The organism is Desulfogranum aggregans, from assembly GCF_055398265.1.
The window spans coordinates 2,227,054-2,245,291 of sequence record NZ_AP042447.1; the positions used below are offsets into that span (position 1 = coordinate 2,227,054).

General features: G+C 51.7%; 16 protein-coding genes. 4 read left to right on the forward strand and 12 right to left on the reverse strand.

What is annotated here, in order from left to right:
* Positions 1 to 64 precede the first annotated feature (64 nt).
* Together pilB and ACZ52Z_RS09955 are read left to right on the forward strand one after the other, a co-directional pair.
* Positions 65 to 2,305: a type IV-A pilus assembly ATPase PilB gene (gene pilB, locus ACZ52Z_RS09950; protein WP_464270584.1), complete on the forward strand. Its 2,241-nt coding sequence runs from the start codon at positions 65 to 67 to the stop codon at positions 2,303 to 2,305.
* Positions 2,302 to 3,087, forward strand: a complete 786-nt coding sequence (locus tag ACZ52Z_RS09955) for a glycosyltransferase family 2 protein (protein ID WP_464270585.1) — start codon at positions 2,302 to 2,304, stop codon at positions 3,085 to 3,087. The genes pilB and ACZ52Z_RS09955 overlap by 4 nt, the downstream gene beginning before the upstream one ends.
* A 177-nt stretch (positions 3,088 to 3,264) precedes the next feature.
* Here ACZ52Z_RS09955 and ACZ52Z_RS09960 read toward each other — a convergent pair whose 3' ends face one another.
* The 12 genes from ACZ52Z_RS09960 to ACZ52Z_RS10015 form a co-directional block, all read right to left on the reverse strand.
* Entirely contained in the window at positions 3,265 to 4,080 is an 816-nt protein-coding gene (locus tag ACZ52Z_RS09960) for a glycosyltransferase family 2 protein (protein ID WP_464270586.1), read from the reverse strand.
* Positions 4,077 to 5,162 carry a glycosyltransferase family 9 protein gene (locus tag ACZ52Z_RS09965; RefSeq protein WP_464270587.1) on the reverse strand — a complete coding sequence of 362 codons (1,086 nt, stop codon included), beginning with the start codon at positions 5,160 to 5,162 and terminating at the stop codon, positions 4,077 to 4,079. Before ACZ52Z_RS09965 ends, ACZ52Z_RS09960 begins: the two co-directional genes overlap by 4 nt.
* Positions 5,163 to 6,227 (reverse strand): glycosyltransferase family 4 protein, encoded by a 1,065-nt coding sequence (locus ACZ52Z_RS09970; protein WP_464270588.1) that lies wholly within the window; start codon positions 6,225 to 6,227, stop codon positions 5,163 to 5,165.
* Entirely contained in the window at positions 6,224 to 7,114 is an 891-nt protein-coding gene (locus ACZ52Z_RS09975; protein WP_464270589.1) for a glycosyltransferase family 2 protein, read from the reverse strand. The genes ACZ52Z_RS09970 and ACZ52Z_RS09975 overlap by 4 nt, the downstream gene beginning before the upstream one ends.
* Positions 7,115 to 7,200: 86 nt before the next feature.
* Positions 7,201 to 8,412 (reverse strand): O-antigen ligase family protein, encoded by a 1,212-nt coding sequence (locus tag ACZ52Z_RS09980; protein ID WP_464270590.1) that lies wholly within the window; start codon positions 8,410 to 8,412, stop codon positions 7,201 to 7,203.
* Positions 8,413 to 8,428: 16 nt separating this feature from the next.
* The gene (gene msbA, locus ACZ52Z_RS09985; protein ID WP_464270591.1) at positions 8,429 to 10,159 is read right to left on the reverse strand and encodes a lipid A export permease/ATP-binding protein MsbA; all 1,731 of its coding nucleotides are present in this window, start codon (positions 10,157 to 10,159) and stop codon (positions 8,429 to 8,431) included.
* A 400-nt stretch (positions 10,160 to 10,559) separates the two neighbouring features.
* The gene (locus ACZ52Z_RS09990) at positions 10,560 to 12,794 is read right to left on the reverse strand and encodes a peptidase U32 family protein (protein ID WP_464270592.1); all 2,235 of its coding nucleotides are present in this window, start codon (positions 12,792 to 12,794) and stop codon (positions 10,560 to 10,562) included.
* A gap of 85 nt (positions 12,795 to 12,879) precedes the next feature.
* A complete protein-coding gene (locus ACZ52Z_RS09995; RefSeq protein WP_464270593.1) occupies positions 12,880 to 14,349 on the reverse strand; it encodes a sensor histidine kinase in 1,470 nt (489 codons plus the stop codon).
* A gap of 50 nt (positions 14,350 to 14,399) precedes the next feature.
* The gene (gene pyrR / locus ACZ52Z_RS10000) at positions 14,400 to 14,942 is read right to left on the reverse strand and encodes a bifunctional pyr operon transcriptional regulator/uracil phosphoribosyltransferase PyrR (protein ID WP_464270594.1); all 543 of its coding nucleotides are present in this window, start codon (positions 14,940 to 14,942) and stop codon (positions 14,400 to 14,402) included.
* 6 nt (positions 14,943 to 14,948) lie between these two features.
* Positions 14,949 to 15,524: a formyltransferase family protein gene (locus ACZ52Z_RS10005; RefSeq protein WP_464270595.1), complete on the reverse strand. Its 576-nt coding sequence runs from the start codon at positions 15,522 to 15,524 to the stop codon at positions 14,949 to 14,951.
* Complete coding sequence (locus tag ACZ52Z_RS10010; RefSeq protein ID WP_464270596.1) at positions 15,524 to 16,144, reverse strand: IMP cyclohydrolase; 621 nt, start codon at positions 16,142 to 16,144, stop codon at positions 15,524 to 15,526. Before ACZ52Z_RS10010 ends, ACZ52Z_RS10005 begins: the two co-directional genes overlap by 1 nt.
* Before the next feature lie 60 nt (positions 16,145 to 16,204).
* The gene (locus tag ACZ52Z_RS10015; RefSeq protein ID WP_464270597.1) at positions 16,205 to 16,585 is read right to left on the reverse strand and encodes an RNA-binding S4 domain-containing protein; all 381 of its coding nucleotides are present in this window, start codon (positions 16,583 to 16,585) and stop codon (positions 16,205 to 16,207) included.
* Positions 16,586 to 16,845: 260 nt separating this feature from the next.
* On the opposite strand from ACZ52Z_RS10015, the gene folE2 reads away from it, so the two are divergent.
* Both folE2 and ACZ52Z_RS10025 read left to right on the forward strand, forming a co-directional pair.
* A complete protein-coding gene (gene folE2, locus ACZ52Z_RS10020) occupies positions 16,846 to 17,586 on the forward strand; it encodes a GTP cyclohydrolase FolE2 (protein ID WP_464270598.1) in 741 nt (246 codons plus the stop codon).
* Between the two features lie 168 nt (positions 17,587 to 17,754).
* Positions 17,755 to 18,210, forward strand: coding sequence for a hypothetical protein (locus tag ACZ52Z_RS10025; protein WP_464270599.1), 456 nt, complete (start codon positions 17,755 to 17,757; stop codon positions 18,208 to 18,210).
* Positions 18,211 to 18,238 lie beyond the last annotated feature (28 nt).

The following is an 18,238-nucleotide window of genomic DNA, read 5'->3' on the forward strand; positions in this document are numbered from 1 at the left end:
CAGCATATATTTATCAAGACAATCCGATCCACTCCTACGCCTATAGGTTGTACACGGCATTACCATGGCTACAAAACCAGCAAATAATAAAAATTCCCAGCAACGGTCTTCGATGAAGCGGACGGTCAAGGACCAGTCTGGCGCCGGTAAATTGAAGATTGGCGAATTGCTCAGTAAAGCTGGGTATATTACTGCCGCCCAGTTTGAAGAGGCGAAAACCGTTCAAAAGAAAACCGGCGAGCGGCTGGGTCGCATTCTGCTGGAGAGCGGGGTCATCGAACGGGATACCATCGCCAATTTCCTCAGCAGGAATTATAATTACATGCTGGTGAATATTGAGGAAGAGCCGCCCAGCCAGGAAGCGCTGGAGCTATTGCCTTACGAAGTAGCCAAGGAATACCTGGCTTTTCCGCTTCGTGTTGCCGGCAACACCCTCCAGGTCACCATGACCGAACCGACAGATGCAGTAGAAGTGGAGGAACTGCAGGACAGGGTCAACAAAGGGCTGAATATCTGCGTGTCCACTGCCAAAGATATCATTGAAGCCTACAAAAAATACTACAAAATCAGCGAGGAAGAATACAACTCTTTCTTCAAGTTCGAGGAGGAAGAGCAGGAAGAGGTAACCCAGATAGATGACTTCGGCGCCTTGGTATCAGACGCTGCCGAAGATTTTGAAATTGAAAGCTCTTCCGATGCCGAAGAGGGGTTTGATCAATTTTCCGCTTCCGATGCACCGATCATCAAGTTGGTCAACGGCATCCTGGTCAAGGCGGTACAGGAAGGGGTGAGTGACATCCATATCGAACCCTTTGAAAAAACCATGCAGGTCCGCTACCGTAAAGACGGCTCCCTGTTCAAATCGATGAACCTGCCGCTCACCATCAAGAACGCGATGGTGGCAAGGATGAAGATTCTGGCGGATCTCAACATCACTGAACGTCGTATACCTCAGGACGGACGCATCAAGATGCGACTCGGCCGCAACAAAGCTGTTGATTTCCGTGTCTCCACTCTGCCCTTGCTCCATGGTGAGGGAATTGTCCTTCGTATTCTTGATAAGAGTTCACTCAATGTCGATTTGACCAAACTCGGTTTTACCCGAGACACCTTTTCCTCCCTGCAACGCTGCCTGAAGCGGCCTCAAGGACTGTTGCTGGTTACCGGCCCGACCGGCTCCGGGAAAACGGTCACCCTGTATTCAGCACTCAATTCCCTTAACACGGAAGATATCAAGATCCTCACCGCTGAGGATCCGGTGGAATTCAATTTCAAGGGGATCAACCAGGTCAACGTCAACACGGAAGTCGGTATGACGTTTGCCGCGGCGCTCAAAGCTTTCCTCCGTCAGGATCCGGATATCATCATGGTCGGTGAGATTCGAGACTACGACACCGCTGAAATCGCCATGAAGGCCGCCATGACCGGCCATCTCGTTTTTTCCACCCTCCACACCAACGATTCCCCCTCAACGGTCAGTCGAATGGTGGACATCGGCGTTCCTGCCTATATCCTCGCCTCCTCGCTGAGCATGGTCCTCGCCCAGCGACTCGGACGAAGGTTGTGCCTTGAATGCCGGGAACCGGCATCGTATCCCAAACAGGAACTGCTGAGCGCTGGCTTTAAGGAGAGCGAAATCGATGACCTGTCCCTCTACAGGGCAAAAGGCTGCGCAAAATGTAACGGGCTGGGATATAAAGGCAGGGTCGGTTTTTTCGAACTCATGGAAGTCACCGACGAGGTGGCCAAAGCCATCCAGGCTGAAGTCTCGGAGGAGCAGCTGCGCAAGGTGGCCATTCAGGAGGGGATGTATACCCTGCGGGAAGCAGCGCTACAGAAAGCAAGAGAGGGTATTACCAGCCTGGAGGAAGTCTTGCGACGCACCGTCGCCCATGAGGACAGTCTGCCCGCCTATCTGGTCAATCCCGATGTTGAAGAGTATGAAGACGGAGATGTAATCATTCAGGAGTCCAACAAAGATAAGGATTTTTTCAAACTGGTGCGGGGCAAGGTTGCCGTCCTTCGGGGAGGAAAAAAGATTGCGGAAATTACCGAACCCGGAGAATACTTCGGAGAGATGGCTGCCATCCTGGAAGAACCGCGTTCGGCATCAATCATCTCTGCAGGCCGCTGCACCATCAAACGCTACCCCGGTGACAAACTCAACGAACTGATTGAGAAATACCCGGACGTCTCCAGACACCTGTTCCGAACACTGGTTGAACGACTGCAAAAAACCGACCGCATCGTTGTTCAATTGGCAGGCGGCAACCGAAACCGTCCTCAGGTTGTCCGCCGCGCATGAAAAAAATATCCGTCTACATCATTGCCTACAATGAGGCAGAAAAAATTGCCGACGCCATCAATTCGGTCCTGTGGGCCGATGAAATAGTCCTTGCCGACTCCTACAGCCAGGACGATACGGCCACTATTGCAGAGCAAATGGGTGCTCGGGTGGTCCAGATTCCTTTCCAGGGATTCGGTGATTTGCGCAACCAGGCCATGGAGGCCTGCACCCATGACTGGATTTTTTCCCTGGACTCAGATGAACGCTGCACCCGCGAAGCGCGCGACGAGATACTCCACACGGTGGCCAATCCTTCAGCAGAGGCCTACTATATCCCGCGCCGCAATTATTTTATGGGCCGCTGGATTAAGCACTCGGGATTTTATCCGGATTATCGCCAGCCCCAGCTCTTTAAAAAAGGAACCCTGCACTTTAAAAACGACCCTGTCCATGAAGAGTATACAATACTCTCACAGATGCCGGTCGGGTACCTTAGCAATCCTATTTGGCAGTTCCCCTATAAAAATCTCGCTGAAGTCGCCCACAAAGCCAATAAATACTCCACCCTTGGCGCCGAAAAACTGCTGAACAGAGGACGCACGGCCTCCTTGGGGACCGCGCTCGCCAGGGGCATGTGGTCTTTTTTTCATATGTACATTCTCAAACGCGGCATTCTCGATGGCTGGCCCGGTTTGGTGATCGCCCTTGGCAATTTTGAAGGCACCTTCTATAAATATGCCAAACTGCATGAACTGCAGGCCGAGTGGCGACCTCCTGACTCCCCCCCGCTAAAAAGATAGCCTGCGTTCCGAGCCAGTGAGCGTTCAAGATCGGTAGAGCTGCGAGGCGGAAACATAATTGACCATACTGGAGGATATCAATACGCCTCTACCAAGGAAGCAGCTGTGACGTTCGTGGATATCCTGCGGGGCGGCCTGGTGAGCCTGCAGTGTAACATGCATCCCAGGTACTTAGCCTCACGGGTGCAGGGACTTTCCCAGGTGATTGTCAAGCCCCCGCAGACACCTTATGCTTTTGTCAACAATGGTCTGGCGAAGAATGGTGTCGTTAATTGCCAGTCTGTCTCTCGTGTTCATGGGGTGAAAGAGGTGATATCCTAAGGCAAAAAACTTGACATTTTGGCGAATTACACCCAGATTGAGCAATCTGGCCGTAAACTCCGAATCCTCACGCCCCCACCCGACAAACTCCTCGTTAAACCCGTTGATGCGGATGGCATCCTCACGCCAGAAGGCAAAGTTACAGGTTTTCACCCCTTTCAGCCTAGTACTCTTAAAGGAAAACAGGTGTGCTAGCGCAGCGGACCGAACAGCGTTTTTTCTGTTTTCCACTCCCCTGCGAAGAGGATGCATCCGCCCGAGCCCATTATCAAGAATGTCGGCGGAAAGACGCTTACCAAGCAGAACCCGGGTCCCCTGGACAAAACAATTTTTCCGAACAAACCGACAATGATCGCTGATAAAATGTCGTTCCAAAATAATATCGCCATCTATCAGGATGATATAGTTGCCTCGGGCCCTGGCTATAGCCTGATTCCGGCTTCGTGCCAAACGAAACCCCTTATCTTCATGCCAGGAATGGATCACTTCCACAGGCGCAGTCGCCTGGACGTGCTGCACCACCTGTGCAGTCTCCTCCCCCGAACCGTCATCAGCAACAATAATCTCATCGGGAAGCCGTGACTGTGCAACCGCACTTTGCAGGGAGACCTTAAGCGCTTCCGGCCAGTTATAAGTGGTGACGATGAGGCTGACCCGCAATCTATCCTTCATATCTGCTCTTGCTCTTGCTCTTGGAGTAAATCAACGACAGCCTGGTAAACCTGCTCAACCGTTATCCCTCGCATACAGGACATATGGCTGCATGTCCGTTGTCGGCAGCAAAGACAATCCAGGTTGGGGGCCTGGATAATCCGATGCAGCACATTATACGGTCCGACCCGTTCCGGGTGCGTCGGTCCGAACAACGCCACCACCGGCGTTTTCACCATGGCGGCGATATGCATGGGGCCGGTATCCAAACCGGTATATACGGCCGCCCTCTCGATTAAAGCCACTGACTGGGTCAAAGTCAGCCGACCGGCTGCAACAGGGGCAGGGTGTGTCATCAACTGAGTGATGGAACGTATATAGTCCCGATCACTTCTGCTTCCGCCAATCACAATCTTCAGCTCGGCATCGAGGAGCTGATCAGCCAGCAATGCCCATCTCTCTGCCGACCAGAATTTCGTAGCCCAGCGGGCGGTGGGATTGATATAGGCAAACCGCTGTTTCCCCGTTATCCCGTGATCAAGGAGGAATGTGGTAGCCAACCGCTTATCCGCATCACTGGTGGTCATAAAAAAATCACTCTCTGCAACCGGGCAGTGCAGGTGGTCGGCAAAAAGCAAATTTTTCTCCAGGGCATGATCAATCCGCTGAGGTACGCGAATATGCTCGTGCTGAAACAAGGTATTCATCTCTCTGGCATCCTTAAACCCCACTCGACAAGCGCCCTTATTCATCAACGATAGCAAGCCGCTTCGAAAAGAGGCATGGAGGTCGAGACTGATATCATAGGGTGTTTCACGAAAAGCGCGTCTCAACCCTGCCAAGGTTTGCATGGTTGCCAGAAATGCCCGGAGATATACACCATTTGCCGCCTGCGGGTCACTGGTTGCGGGTATGTGGATGGGGTAGACATTATCCACAGCCGCGTCCCGCTCAACGATCTCTGCCAGCCCTTGCTCAACCACCCAGCCGATACAGCAGTCAGGGTGGTGCCTTTTCAGGGCATGAACAACAGGGAGGGTATGCACAATGTCGCCCAGTGAACTCTGCTTAATTACAAGTATCCGTTTGTTGCTGAGGTCCATTCAATACTCTCTCCGGGATTGAGCCAGATCCTTTAAGGCCAAAATATGCTGCCTGGTCTCCAGGCCGTGACGGGCTGCAAATCCTGGCTCAACCGCTGCTGGCCGCAGGTTGCATATGGCTGCAGCAAGCGTCGTCGGTTGATTATCAGCAAGGACGATACCCTCTCCCGGCCCTATGAGTTCAGCGGCCCCAACTGCTGCAGAAACCACAACCGGGGTACCGCTCTCCAGGGCTTCGACAACGACTAGACCAAAGGGTTCGTAATGAGAAGGCAAAACAACGTAGTCTACGGCCCGATAAAGGGCGGCCATGTCATCCACATAGCCGATAAATCGTATGTTTTCCGAAGCCTTTCCCTGGACGCTGTCTCCCTCCCCTACCACAATCAATTCATGACGCGCAGGGTCCAGCGATGCATAGGCCGAGAGTAGTTCAGGCAGCCCTTTTCGCTGATGACTCATGGAAGGAAAAAGCAGGGTCAGCTTATCCTGGGAAACCCCAAACCTCTGCAGATCATCGTTTCTGCAAGTTTTGGCACTGCTGCCGAAACGACGCTCGTTGATAGGTGGATGCATTACCCTGATCTTATCCGATTCAATAGCGTAATGGTGCTCAATATCAGTCCGTATGGATTGTGAATGCGCCACCACCCAGGGGACAGTGGTGAGCATTTTCCGTTCGAAATAATTTTCAATGGCGTCGTGAGCCCTGCGGTAGCTGTTCTGGCTGCGTCTCGTCAGGACCGACTGAGGGTGCACCCCTCCGACAACTGCGATATCCTGGCAGGCTGTACGCGTCAGGCTGAGCGAAAGATCATAGGCATGACGGTCAAAGGAACGATTATATCGATGGAGAAAGGCATATTTTTTCAACCGACGCGGTAAATAAAACAGGGGCGTTGCATGAAACGCACAATCATACTGAGCAGCGAGTGTACGATCAATCTCATAGGCATGCACATGCACCTCATCCCCTTGGTCGAGAAACCCGTTGATCAGGGTCAACAGGTAGGATTCCATGCCACCAGACTTGTTGAACTGATTATGAATAAGTGCGATCTTCATTGCCCCGCCTCCGGGCCAGCCAAATCACGGTAAGCGGTAAAGGCATATCTGTAGCGTGCAAGTTTGGTACGCTGAAGGTGCTTTTGTCCCGGCAACGGAGGCAGGCAGGTGAGACAAAATATCCGCCATCCAGCCTGCAATGCGCGCACACGCCCGATTTTGCCGCACAGCTTTGACGAGTAGTGCTTGCGCAGGAACAACATCTCTGCCTGGAGTTTTTTTTCAAACACAACCAGTGGCTCCACCCCGCGTTCGCTTTGTCCTTCCAAGTGGGTAATTCCAGCGCCCATAATTGTTGCTATCTCCCACCCAGCCAGACGTATTCGCAGGCAGAGGTCAATGTCTTCTCCATAGAGAAAAAAATCTTCGTCAAAGCCGCCAACCTGCTCCATCACCCCGGAACGAACAACCATTCCCGCACCAAGCACCCAGGCTGTTCGTCCAGGTAGTCCATCGAGTGTTCCATTGCTGTAATGCGCTCCAGGATACTCGGCTTCCGCGGTCTGCTGCAAGGCGCCAGTGCTATCATACATCTGCACACCGCCAAGCCCTACCCGCTCATGTGCAGCCATAAATCGCCTGGCTGCCGCAAGACACCCTGGCGAGAGGGTTGTATCGGGGTTAAGCAGAAAAACCAGATCACTCTCACAGTGGGGCACTGCAAGATTATTGGCTACGCCAAACCCCAGGTTTTTCCGGTTGACGATAAGCTTCACCCACGGATACCTCTCCTGGACCATGGCAACGCTGTCATCAGCAGAGGCGTTGTCCACCACGATCACCTGCTCCCATTCTTGACGCTGCTCGCGAATTGAATCCAGGCAGGCCGGCAACAGGTCGGCAGTATTGTAATTGACGATGACAATGGAAAGTGACGGGAGGGACATTATTGATTATTTTTTCCCCACAACGACCATGGTCCCGCCATCGAATGTGCTGGTACAGACCGGACAATGCCAGTGACCATTCTCACTCACGACGCTGTCCCGATGCTGGTCTGTGGCGGTTGCCGGTAGAGCACCGCGCAAAACAAGGAAAAGAAAAAGCCGGTTTCATACACCACCAGATAGGATTCTGTCAGCATGATCACCAGAAAAAAAAGCGGGAAGGCACAGCGCATTCGCTGCAGCCCATCGCTATGCTGGCGAGCCTGCTGAAACTGGAGAAAAAAAATGGAAAGCATCACCACAACGCCAACCAGGCCGAACCTGCTTCCTACGAGGAAATACTGGCTGTGTGGGTTGTCGGTGGGGGCAATTTCCGGTGAATGCTGTTGGTTGACAGCAGCATATTCTGTATCAAAATCACCGGTCCCTACTCCAAACCAGGGGTGAGCCTTGATCAATTCAAAAGAGTTATGCCAGTAAAGCAGACGTAATCCGACCGAGGTATTGGGGTTTTGCTCGAACTGAGCAATCTCTTGTCGGGCAAGATCGACCCGTTCCTGGAAACGTGGACTCAGGACATACCCTGCAGAAAAGACCAGGGGAAGAACGATGGCCACGGTTGCCAGTGCCAACACTACATTCCTTCGCATCTTCTGCACGACAATGAGACCGGCCAAGGCGAAAAAAACCAGCTGTCCGGCCCTGCCCTCAGTGACAAACATGTTCAGGCACATGGCACCCAACAGGAAAAAACCGAGGAAACGGCTCCTCCCACTGACCTTTCCCCAGAACAGCTCATGAGCAACCATATAGATGGCGATAGCAAGAAGCGGGTTATAGACGACATGAAACGTTTTTTTGGTCAAGTGCTCGGGAGTGACATCGGCATAGTGAAGCAGATCAAACCATGCAAGATAGGTCATAGCCATGGCAACCGACATACCCAGCACAAACGCGCCCATATACCACCTGCGTTTCTCGTACACCACAAGGGTCAAAAAGAGTGGCATCAGCATGAATTTCCATCGTTTCGCCAGAAACTCAAGCCCTGAAGCTATATCATCGGTCCACAGCAGGCCAAGGATCATCAACGCAATATACGCCAGAACAGCCAGGCAGACCCTGTTACTAAGTACCGTTGCCAGTTTTTCCCTGTACCGTCCTTCAACAACCCAGCCCAGCACTATCAGGCAGGCGAGAACGGAGATCACCGATGTGGACAGCGGAAGGAAAAAGGCGAGCAACAACATCAACCACATGTTCACCTGTTCCATTCGCTGGGAAAAGCCTGCAGTCATTGCTTGACTCCTCCCCTTACCCTGCATACTGCAGCTCATAGAGGGATCTGTATTCCCCGCCAAGTGCCAGAAGCTCCTCATGGGTTCCAGACTCCACCAGTCTTCCGCCTTTGACAACGACAATCCGATCGGCATTTTTAATAGTCGACAGACGGTGAGCAATGACAATGGTCGTGCGATTCTGCATGAGGTTTTCCAGGGCACGTTGTACCTTCTGCTCTGACTCTGTATCCAGAGAGGAGGTTGCCTCATCCAGAATAAGGATGGGTGCATTTTTCAGTAAAGCCCTGGCAATGGAAATGCGTTGCTGCTGGCCGCCCGACAATCTTGCTCCCGACTCACCAACTACCGTATCCAACCCTTTGGGCAATGCATTGATAAAGTCCAATGCATAGGCGGACTTGGCTGCCTCCAGGATGTCTGCATCCGTGCATTCCTCAACCCCATAACCGATATTGTAGCGTACCGTATCGTTGAAAAGAATAGTCTGTTGCGTAACCATGGCCACTTGGTTGCGCAACGAGTGCAGAGTGACCTCTTTTATGTTGGTTCCATCAATCTCAAGAACCCCTGAAGATACATCATAAAAACGAGGGATCAGGTTTGCCAGGGTGCTCTTTCCTCCACCACTGGGTCCAACAACCGCCAGCACTTCACCCTGTTCAATGGTAAGATCAATATGCTCAAGGAGCGGCTCCTCCTCAGCATAGCGGAAAGCGACATCACGAAAGGCGATTGAGCGTGAGAAAGGCGGTAGGATTGTAGCCGTCGGTTTTTCCTGAATATCCGGAGAGATATCCAGCAAGGAAAAAATCCTCTGTGCAGAGGCCATCCCCGACTGAATCGTTGCGTTGATTTTACTGACACCTTTCACCGGCTCATACAGCATAATCAATGCGGTGAGAAACGACATAAAGGTTCCGGGGGTGGAGTTACCATTGAGGACCTGCATGCCACCAAACCAGATAATCAGCGCCATGCCTATTCCGCCGAGAAATTCAACCATGGGGTGCGAGAGGCAACGAAATCGGGTCTCACTCATCAGGATATCGAAAAGCTTTTGCATGTGACCGCTAAAACGTCGCTTCTCGAAGTCCTCCATGCAGAAAGCTTTGACAATGCGGGCACCGCCGATTGTCTCGTGGAGTTGGTTGGTTGAAACCCCCAGGTGCATCTGGTAGCGGGTACTGATTCGCCTGAATTTCTTGCCAAAAACCGTTATCGGCACAGCAGCCATTGGAATAAAAATCAAGGAAACCATCGCCAGGCGCCAGTCCATGTAGAAAATTACGCCCAACAATCCGATAACGGTAAAAAAATTACGCAGCAGATGAATCAGCGCGTGCGAAACCGACCCCTGGAGCATACTCACATCATTGACAATACGCGATATCAGCTCTCCCGTTGGGCGGGTATGGAAAAAACTCAACCCCAAGGCATTGAGGTGTTCATAGATACCGACCCGCAGGTCGCGTATGACATTCTGCCCCACCCACTCAAGAAGATAGGAATAGACGAAATAAAAAATACCCTTGACCAGAAACACCGCAAGCAGCGCTATGGGTAAAATAGTGAGCAGGGTGGCATCCTGCTTAAAAAAAATTTCATCGAGGAGCGGTTTCACCATATAGGCCTGAGCGGCATTGAAGCCGGCGACGACGACCATGGCAGCCATGGCAACAAACAACTTCGCCTGATAGGGGCGTATTACACTGTATAAACGGGTAATAATTTCTCGAGACGTCATTTCTTTCCGTGGCATGCAAAGAGAGCAATCCAGCAGGCATAGTATATGCTTACCTTTCGAACTGCTGCAGTATGTATTCAATGGCGACCTGCCCCATGCAGGTCGCAAGGCAGCACTTAGTCCCGCCTGCAATGTGCGCCCCTCTCAGGCGCAATCGGCTCATTTAGCCGCCATGCAATCAACCCTGGGTTCGTTACTGCCATTTCCCCATCGGGTTTTCCTGGTCAAGTTTTCTTCCTTCTTCCGTGATCGGTAACGGTTTGCAGGCGGCAACGCAAGACACCATCCTGGAATTTTTGACGCCCTGGAGTCTGATTTCTTGATACCTGTCTCTCGTCTGGGCCGCAAAGATGCTGGAGTATCAATGCAAACGTGTGTGTCGTGCCGCCAGGTTCCCCTATCAAGCTAAACCTTGCGTATAATTTCCGGTAAGTTTCTCTTGCCCTTCTTTTTTTCCCTGCATCCAGGCCGCGGCCGATGCCACTTCGCGCTGGAAAGCACCGCCTTGCAGGTCAACTACAAAATATGCAACTCCCATGGCCATCATTTCCTGTACATAGTTGAACAGAACCAAGGGGGCTCTCGGCCGCACATAGGTCAGGTTGTTTTTCCGCTCCACCCCATAATACTCTCCCTTGGGGCTGACCACACTTTTTCGCATCTGCAGATGCGCGGCTTGCAGACGGGCAGTAAACAGCGGGAGCCTGCCGTAGACATACATACCAATTTCAGGAAAATTGCCGCTTTGTCCATGCCTGGCAATTTCCCTGCCGGCAGCCAGGGCATGGGCAAGGGTTGCCCGATCGGTTTCAACCGAAAACAGCGTTCCATTCAGGCCCTGTTGCCTGACAAATCTACAGGCTGCACTATTGAGGATATTCAGTGTATAGTCACCAAACAATTGCAGATTCTTCGCCGGCGAGGTGTACTCGGCAAAAAGCCTGAGCTGGGAGAGGTGACCAAGCTGATAACGTATGAAGCCCCTTTTCAGCAACGCCTCAACCACTTCCCTGTACCACGCAACATCCTGCTGATGAATAACCGGCGGCAGCATCCATACTACCTGTGGATAAAGTGCGTGCGCTTTTTTTCCAAGCAGTTGCACCTGCTCCCAGGAAGTACCCGATATCTGGACCAGCAAATATGTGGGCTGAAAAGGATATCGCTGCTTTACCGGCGGAAGTTCGTTGCAGCGAAGCCACCATTGAGGGCGTCTCGAACCTTTCTCTCTACCGCCGGTAGCACTACTGTTCACAGCCGGTAGCATGTCGTCACCCTGCTGCTTCCAGCCGAGCGTACCAAGAACCTGGTCGATGCGTTTTCTGTCAGGCCGGGGAGTGGAACCGGTATTTTTTCTGGAAATCGCGGTCTCAACCCTCCCTTCGTTTTTCCTCCGTTGGCTCCGGTCAACCAGAAAAAGCAGTCCTTCCTTGACTCTGCTGCGCCCTTCCACCACGTTCCTGGGCAACCCTATTTGCACGTTCTGCCCTTTTTGGGCGTGCTGGACCGAGCGGCGATTACGCTGCAGCAACTGTAAAGTGAAGCTCTCACGCACATCATTGCGTTCATTTTGGAAACGTAATCGGTCTCCCAGGCGAATATCGGCTCGAAGCGATACCGAGCAAAGCGGCTGGGAAGCCGCCAACGCTCTTTTTCCCGAATGAAGTTTAGCCTTTCCGGCAAAAATTCCAGCCCCTCCCGAAAGGTCTGGAGAGACGATATCCTTGGTATTACCCTGAAAAAAGCCGCTGCTCCGCTTCCTGCTCATTGCCGCGTCAAGCAATGCTTCAGCCTCTTGCTGCACCCGTTTGCGCTGATCGTTTGACGCGCCCCTATTGTCCAGGCACAACCGATAAGCACGCACGGTCTGCCGTACATATTCAGCAGACTTCAAACGGCCTTCAATTTTCAGGCTCACCACTCCGATCCGTCTCAATTGATCTAAAAATCGGATCCCGCAGAGATCATTCATGGAAAAAAGAAATTTCCCCTGCCTATTCCGCTCGGAAGTGTTCATTCTCCCTTTTCGTGGGGTTGCCAATCGATAATGTCGTCGACATGGCTGAACGCATTGTCCCCGAAGACTCGACTTACCGCCATGCATACTGGAAAACAGACAGAGTCCGGAATAGCTGAAGCACATGGCTCCATGAATGAATACCTCGAGCTGGGCCGTGGTCTGCTGGCCGATTTGACGAATATCCTCCAAGGAAAGTTCGCGGGCAAGGACAACCCTCTCCATGCCCAACTCCGTCAGGTATTGCGCCCCCAGTGCATTATGCACCGACATAAGCGTGGAGGCATGAAGAGACAAAGCTGGAAAGTTCTCTTTGGCCAGGCGGAGCAGCCCGATATCCTGAATGATCAGTGCATCGGGTGAGAGTGTTTCCAGTGAGGCAAGGATTTCTACCGCTGCAGCAATTTCAGCTTCCTTCACCAGGCTGTTCATGGCGACATAGAGGCGTTTGCCCGCATCATGGGCCTGACGAATCAGTGCGCCTATATCGGCAAGAGAGAAATCACGCCGCAACGACCTGGCATTAAAGCCCGGAGCACCAATATAGACCGCATCAGCGCCTTCCGCCAGAGCCGCTTCAAAAGCGGCGAAATTCCCCGCCGGAGCAAGGAGTTCCATGGCTGGCTCCTGTGCAGTAGTTGATCTGCTCTTCATTTATTTGCAATGGATCAGAAGAAATATGGTCAATACGAGGAGAGCGGTTTCACGTGCCATCTGTGAGCAGCAACGGCTCGATATCCAAAGGCGGCAACGGGAGGATGAAGAAAAAGTTGTTCCCTTGCGGAGTCGGCTCATACCCGGCCTCACCGCCATGCATTTCGACCACATGACGAATGAAGGAAAGCCCATGACCAGTTCCGGGAATGTGCTGGCTCCCCTCGCCTCGAACCCCTTCTTCAAAGAGGCTGTTTCCCTCCTGCCTGCTGAGGGCTGGCCCAGTTGTAAACACATTGAATTTTACGCTTTTGTATCCTTTTTCTGGATAATCGTCGAGGATGTCACACCCATAGGCCATGGTCTTTCGTTGCTTTCCATGGTGATCGATAATTCCTTTTGCATATTTGGCGGCATTGGAAAAAAAGTTGGCATAGACCTGCGCCATAAGGCCAATATCGACATAAATCGGGATGTTCCCCGCTACCATGTTGGTCGGTTTCTCTATGGTTACATTGGCTGCTTCAAGCCTGCTGGCATAATGTTCCAACTGCGGATTGATCACGTCCCGTTCAATAAAGCACTGCTTGGGGTGCAGCACCAGGTGGCCTCGCTCAAAGTGTTCTTTGCGAAAAAGGCTCTCGAGAAACAAACTGGTATTGGAATGATGCTTCACCATCTCCTGGTGATAGCCCAACAGGCTTTTCTGCAGTTCGGAAAGCGCTTGAACGCATTGATTGCATTTATCCTGATCGTCATTGGATCGAAAAACGCCCTGCATTTGATCCTGAATATCTGCTATCTCCTCAATCTTTTTCCGCAACTGGTTGAAGATGTGTTTGAAATACATATTGGGCACAATAATATTGTGCTCGATATCCACCACCAGGGCATTAATGAATTTCAGATGCTTGACATTCTGGCGGGCGATAAGCCGATTATCCAGATTATACCCAATCCGGTTGGCATACTTGGTAAAAAAGAACCGGTCAGCAGCAGAGAGGTTTTCACCATCCTTTATTTCATACATGCCAAGCGTAAAGCCTTCACCACAGCTCCCATTCAGCTCCTTCCACAACGTCGTCTGCCGCTCCTGCCCTTGGCGCAGGTCTGTTCTTTCTGTGGGTTTGAAAGGATGTTTACTGAAAATCGGGATAACATACGACCCGGCAATTTCATACGGTGCATCGTGCATCCTCACCGGGTATACCGCAGGCTCCGGTTCCCTCAGCACCCCTCGTTTACTGGAACAGACCAAACTCAGGCCCTCTTCTTCCCCATGACAGAGATAGAGTGCGCTGGAGAGGCCCAGCATGGCAAAGGGAACAGAGACGCATACACGGTAGAAATCATCCAGGGAATCATACTCCTGGGCAAGATCAAAAAACGCTTTTAAAAAGTCGTTATGGTATTGAGAAAAATTATACTTTTTGTAGCTTTCCGTCTTTTGATGCACCCGTTCACAGACCTGCTGCAAGTCTCGAGGAATGGCATGATGTGGTGTTGTATTTTTGACCATAAAGCAAGTGGTTAATCGTAGTTATCGTCCGCTTCGGATGACAGGAAAAACTAGGTTGATTCAGTATGTGACAGCACCACCTGGTTCTGTTCCCCATTCTCTTCCAGCAGAACATCAACCCGTTCGAAATCGGCTGCATTCACCGACATGCCAACATAATCCGGCTGAATGGGTAGTTCCCTGCCGCCACGGTCGACAAGAACGGCCAGCTGAATCGAACGGGGACGGCCATAATCCATAATGGCATCCATGGCGGCCCGGACAGTTCTGCCCGTAAAAACGACATCATCCACCAGAATAACGATCCGATCTTCAAGTGCAAAACCTATCTCGGATTTCTTGACGATTGGATTCTGGGAAATCAGGCTCCAGTCATCCCTGTAAAGGGTAATGTCGAGACTGCCTGCTGGTAAAGCTACCTGTTCATGTTCTTTGATCTTCCGGTGGATCCTTTCTGCTAAAAATACGCCGCCGGTATGGACCCCTACCAGGGCCAACTCTTCCACCCCGTGATTGCGCTCGACGATCTCAAGGCTTATGCGATCAAGGCTTCGATCGATGTCCCGATCGGTCATGATAATCTTTTGTGCCATAATGAGTTACACCCTATGCCAAAAATAATCGATGCCCATACTGTCCACCAAATTGATTGCTGCCGGATAGGCTTCGCACTCCAAGGCAAAAACCTTGGCGGCAATGTCGTCCGGAGTATCTTCATATTCCAGACTTACGCACCGCTGCAGCACAATCGGTCCCTGGTCATACTCCTCATTGGCAAAGTGAACAGTACACCCGCTAACCGTACAGCCCTTGGCCTTGACCGCCTCGTGGACATGGTGCCCATAGTACCCCTTGCCGCAAAAAGAAGGAATGAGCGAGGGGTGAATATTCAGCACCGCTTTTTTCAGGTCTTGTGGCGGGGTATACAGTTGCAGGTAGCCCGCAAGCACAACCAGATCCACATCATACTCACCCAGCAGGGTGTTGATTGCAGCATCATCAGCCGCATAATGTGCAGGATATCCATACTTTTTCGCCTTTTCAAGGCCCAGTACAGACTGCACATTGGAGACCACTACCTGAATTTCCGCCTGCAGCGTCCCCTCTTGAATCTTCTCATGAAAATTATCCAGGGTTCGCCCGCTGCCGGAGAGGAGTACAGCCAGCTTCTGCATTATTCCTCTCCCTTGAAATAGGCTTCGGTCGCCGGATCTATGCCCTCCATCCAGTTGGCAATCGCTCTGTCATAAGCATTGGTCAACTGAAACACCTTTCTGGCCAGCAGGAAACGAGTTGCCAGGGTCGTGTCCCCCTTCTGCTCCAGTTCTTCAATCACCTTCGGGTAGTCTGCCGGATCGACAATCACCGTGACATCATGAAAATTCTTGGCAGCCGCACGCAGCAGCGTCGGCCCGCCGATATCAATATTTTCTATCGCATCCGCAAAGCTGCATCCTTGAGCAACTGTCTGCTCAAAAGCGTACAGGTTGACCGCAACGATGTCTATTGAACGAATACCGTGCGCCATGCACTGTTCCACGTGACTGGCATTATGTCGTTGATGAAGAATACCACCATGAACAAGCGGATGAAGGGTTTTTACCCGGCCGTCAAGCATTTCAGGGAATCCGGTAAATTCGGAAACATCCGTCACCTGCAGCCCGCCTTCTCTCAGTTTTTTTGCCGTACCCCCTGTTGATAAGATCTCGACTCCGAGTGCATCCAACGCTTTGGCAAATATTTCAATACCGCTTTTATCGGTTAAGCTGATAAGTGCGCGCTTACCGTTTTGCATAGATTACTCTCCTTTAAACAACGATGAAAAATGAGCTGATACACCCTGGTTGGCGGGGGACTATTGTTTTTTGAGGAATTGGCGAATTTTTCGCCGATCTCGTTTATCCGGGCGGCGCTCTGGTTTTGCGGCCGGCGCATTAATCAACCGTCTCTCCTCCCGCACCTGCTCACGTTTGGCGATGGAATCAGGGCTCTCCTCATACAGCAGCCGTGCAGCCGCAGCCGGCCCCCTGCGATCATGGAGCGAAAGAACGGTGACCTCAAAGGTCTGTGGACCCTTGCGAATTATTACTCCATCGCCCTCCTGAACCACTCGTGCAGGCTTTACCCGCTGACCGTTCAGGTGCACATGCCCGCCAGCAACTGCTTTTGCCGCCATTGAGCGGGTTTTAAAAAACCGTGCTGCCCACAACCACTTATCGATCCGTACTTTCTCCACAGGCCGGCCCCTAAGAGTGAACGATTAAAAAGAATTAAATTTACCACATTCTCTCTCATCCATCAAACAAAGAACCACATTACCATGAGAGAGCAGCGCATTGGTTGAAAAGCTTCATCTGGCAGTGCCTTTTCCTGTTGGCTCTTGCCCCTCTGCCAAAAATACAGTATGTGGTTCACCAGAAACTACCTTGCGGATTTTCAGCCGATGCGGCCACAGCTGCCTCAAACGCAGCATGAACACGGAGGCTCAGCCTTTCTATGACCCTGCAGACTGTCGGCATTCACCATTTGCCTCACCCTATATCGCTCACCACCAAAAATGGCGACATCCAGCAAACCGTTGCAACTATTGAACTGGAAGCACTCCTGCCTGGGAACTATTCCGCACCCTGTATCGACGTCATGCTTCCGTTGCTTGCCCAGTACGCGGAAAACCTCCACGTAGGAATTATTCCCGAGCTGCTGCTTTCCGTGCAAAATCGCCTTCAGGCGGAAGAGACGCGCCTCTCCATGGCTTTCTCCTATTTCATCAACAAGGCTGCTCCGGTATCAAGTACCCCAAGCCTCATGGAATACCAATGCACCTTTTCCGGCAACACCACCACCATTACCACGCCCGTTATCCGGGTCACCGTCCCTGTCACCACTCTTTGCCCCTGCTCCAAGGAGATTAGTTCCGCTGGCGCGCATAACCAACGGGCAGAGGTGACGTTAACCGTACAGTCCAGCAGATATCTCTGGCTGGAGGACCTGATCCACCTGGTGGAGGAAAGCGGTTCCTGCCCCCTTTATGCATTGCTTAAAAGACCTGATGAAAAGTATGTCACAGAAAGAGCCTATGCCAATCCCATGTTTGTTGAGGATGTTGCTCGAATGGTTGCCATGAAAACGCGGGAACTCCGTGAGGTCATCTGGTTTTCCGTGGAGGTTGAAAGTTTTGAATCAATTCACAAACACAGCGCGTATGCCTTCATTGACAGCAATGACCTGCGCCCTTGAGCGCGAAAACCGCAAGTTGGAGGAAAGCATCAACCGTCCCATGCAGTGGAGACAACGGTTGGGTGTTCTCTGCTGATGTACTCGATGCCTGTCTTACTCTTTTTTATTCCGCCAGCTGTCCCGACATGGTAACATATGACAACTGCTTACCTTTTTCATGGAAAACAAATGGCTATTGACCTGCGGAGATCAACCAGAAATCAGGATTACCTCCCCATCATCGTTAATGCGGTGGACAGTGCTGACCGCACACTGCTTGCCGGCCCTTTTTCCAGTCGTATCATTGATATTTCATCCCATGGCGCCTGCCTGCTCATGACCCAGGTTTTCAAGCAAAGGTATCATGTTTTCCATACGGCCATGGATCACAGCTCACACCGGCTTGAATTGCATATCGACCTTCCTTCAGACCAGGAGCATTACACCATCATTGCCCGTCCGATATGGATGGACCTTTTTCGTCAGAAAGAAATTACCGCTTTTAAGCTGGGGGTGGAGTTTACCGAGAGTCTTGAGGACGGCAAGCGACGAGAAATAGAAAAGGCCATCCTCAAAGAGCAAAAACAAAGAAGCTCCTGGTGGGTCCGAGCATGCGCCGCACTGGAAATGAAAAACACCCACTGAGGGTACAGGTGGTGTTTCAGGAGACTTC

Coding starts and splice junctions, on each gene's coding strand:
- pilB (WP_464270584.1), top strand. CDS start 65: ATGGCTACAAAACCAGCAAATAATAAAAATTCCCAGCAACGGTCTTCG.
- ACZ52Z_RS09955 (WP_464270585.1), top strand. CDS start 2,302: ATGAAAAAAATATCCGTCTACATCATTGCCTACAATGAGGCAGAAAAA.
- ACZ52Z_RS09960 (WP_464270586.1), bottom strand. CDS start 4,080: ATGAAGGATAGATTGCGGGTCAGCCTCATCGTCACCACTTATAACTGG.
- ACZ52Z_RS09965 (WP_464270587.1), bottom strand. CDS start 5,162: ATGGACCTCAGCAACAAACGGATACTTGTAATTAAGCAGAGTTCACTG.
- ACZ52Z_RS09970 (WP_464270588.1), bottom strand. CDS start 6,227: ATGAAGATCGCACTTATTCATAATCAGTTCAACAAGTCTGGTGGCATG.
- ACZ52Z_RS09975 (WP_464270589.1), bottom strand. CDS start 7,114: ATGTCCCTCCCGTCACTTTCCATTGTCATCGTCAATTACAATACTGCC.
- ACZ52Z_RS09980 (WP_464270590.1), bottom strand. CDS start 8,412: ATGACTGCAGGCTTTTCCCAGCGAATGGAACAGGTGAACATGTGGTTG.
- msbA (WP_464270591.1), bottom strand. CDS start 10,159: ATGACGTCTCGAGAAATTATTACCCGTTTATACAGTGTAATACGCCCC.
- ACZ52Z_RS09990 (WP_464270592.1), bottom strand. CDS start 12,794: ATGGAACTCCTTGCTCCGGCGGGGAATTTCGCCGCTTTTGAAGCGGCT.
- ACZ52Z_RS09995 (WP_464270593.1), bottom strand. CDS start 14,349: ATGGTCAAAAATACAACACCACATCATGCCATTCCTCGAGACTTGCAG.
- pyrR (WP_464270594.1), bottom strand. CDS start 14,942: ATGGCACAAAAGATTATCATGACCGATCGGGACATCGATCGAAGCCTT.
- ACZ52Z_RS10005 (WP_464270595.1), bottom strand. CDS start 15,524: ATGCAGAAGCTGGCTGTACTCCTCTCCGGCAGCGGGCGAACCCTGGAT.
- ACZ52Z_RS10010 (WP_464270596.1), bottom strand. CDS start 16,144: ATGCAAAACGGTAAGCGCGCACTTATCAGCTTAACCGATAAAAGCGGT.
- folE2 (WP_464270598.1), top strand. CDS start 16,846: ATGACCCTGCAGACTGTCGGCATTCACCATTTGCCTCACCCTATATCG.
- ACZ52Z_RS10025 (WP_464270599.1), top strand. CDS start 17,755: ATGGCTATTGACCTGCGGAGATCAACCAGAAATCAGGATTACCTCCCC.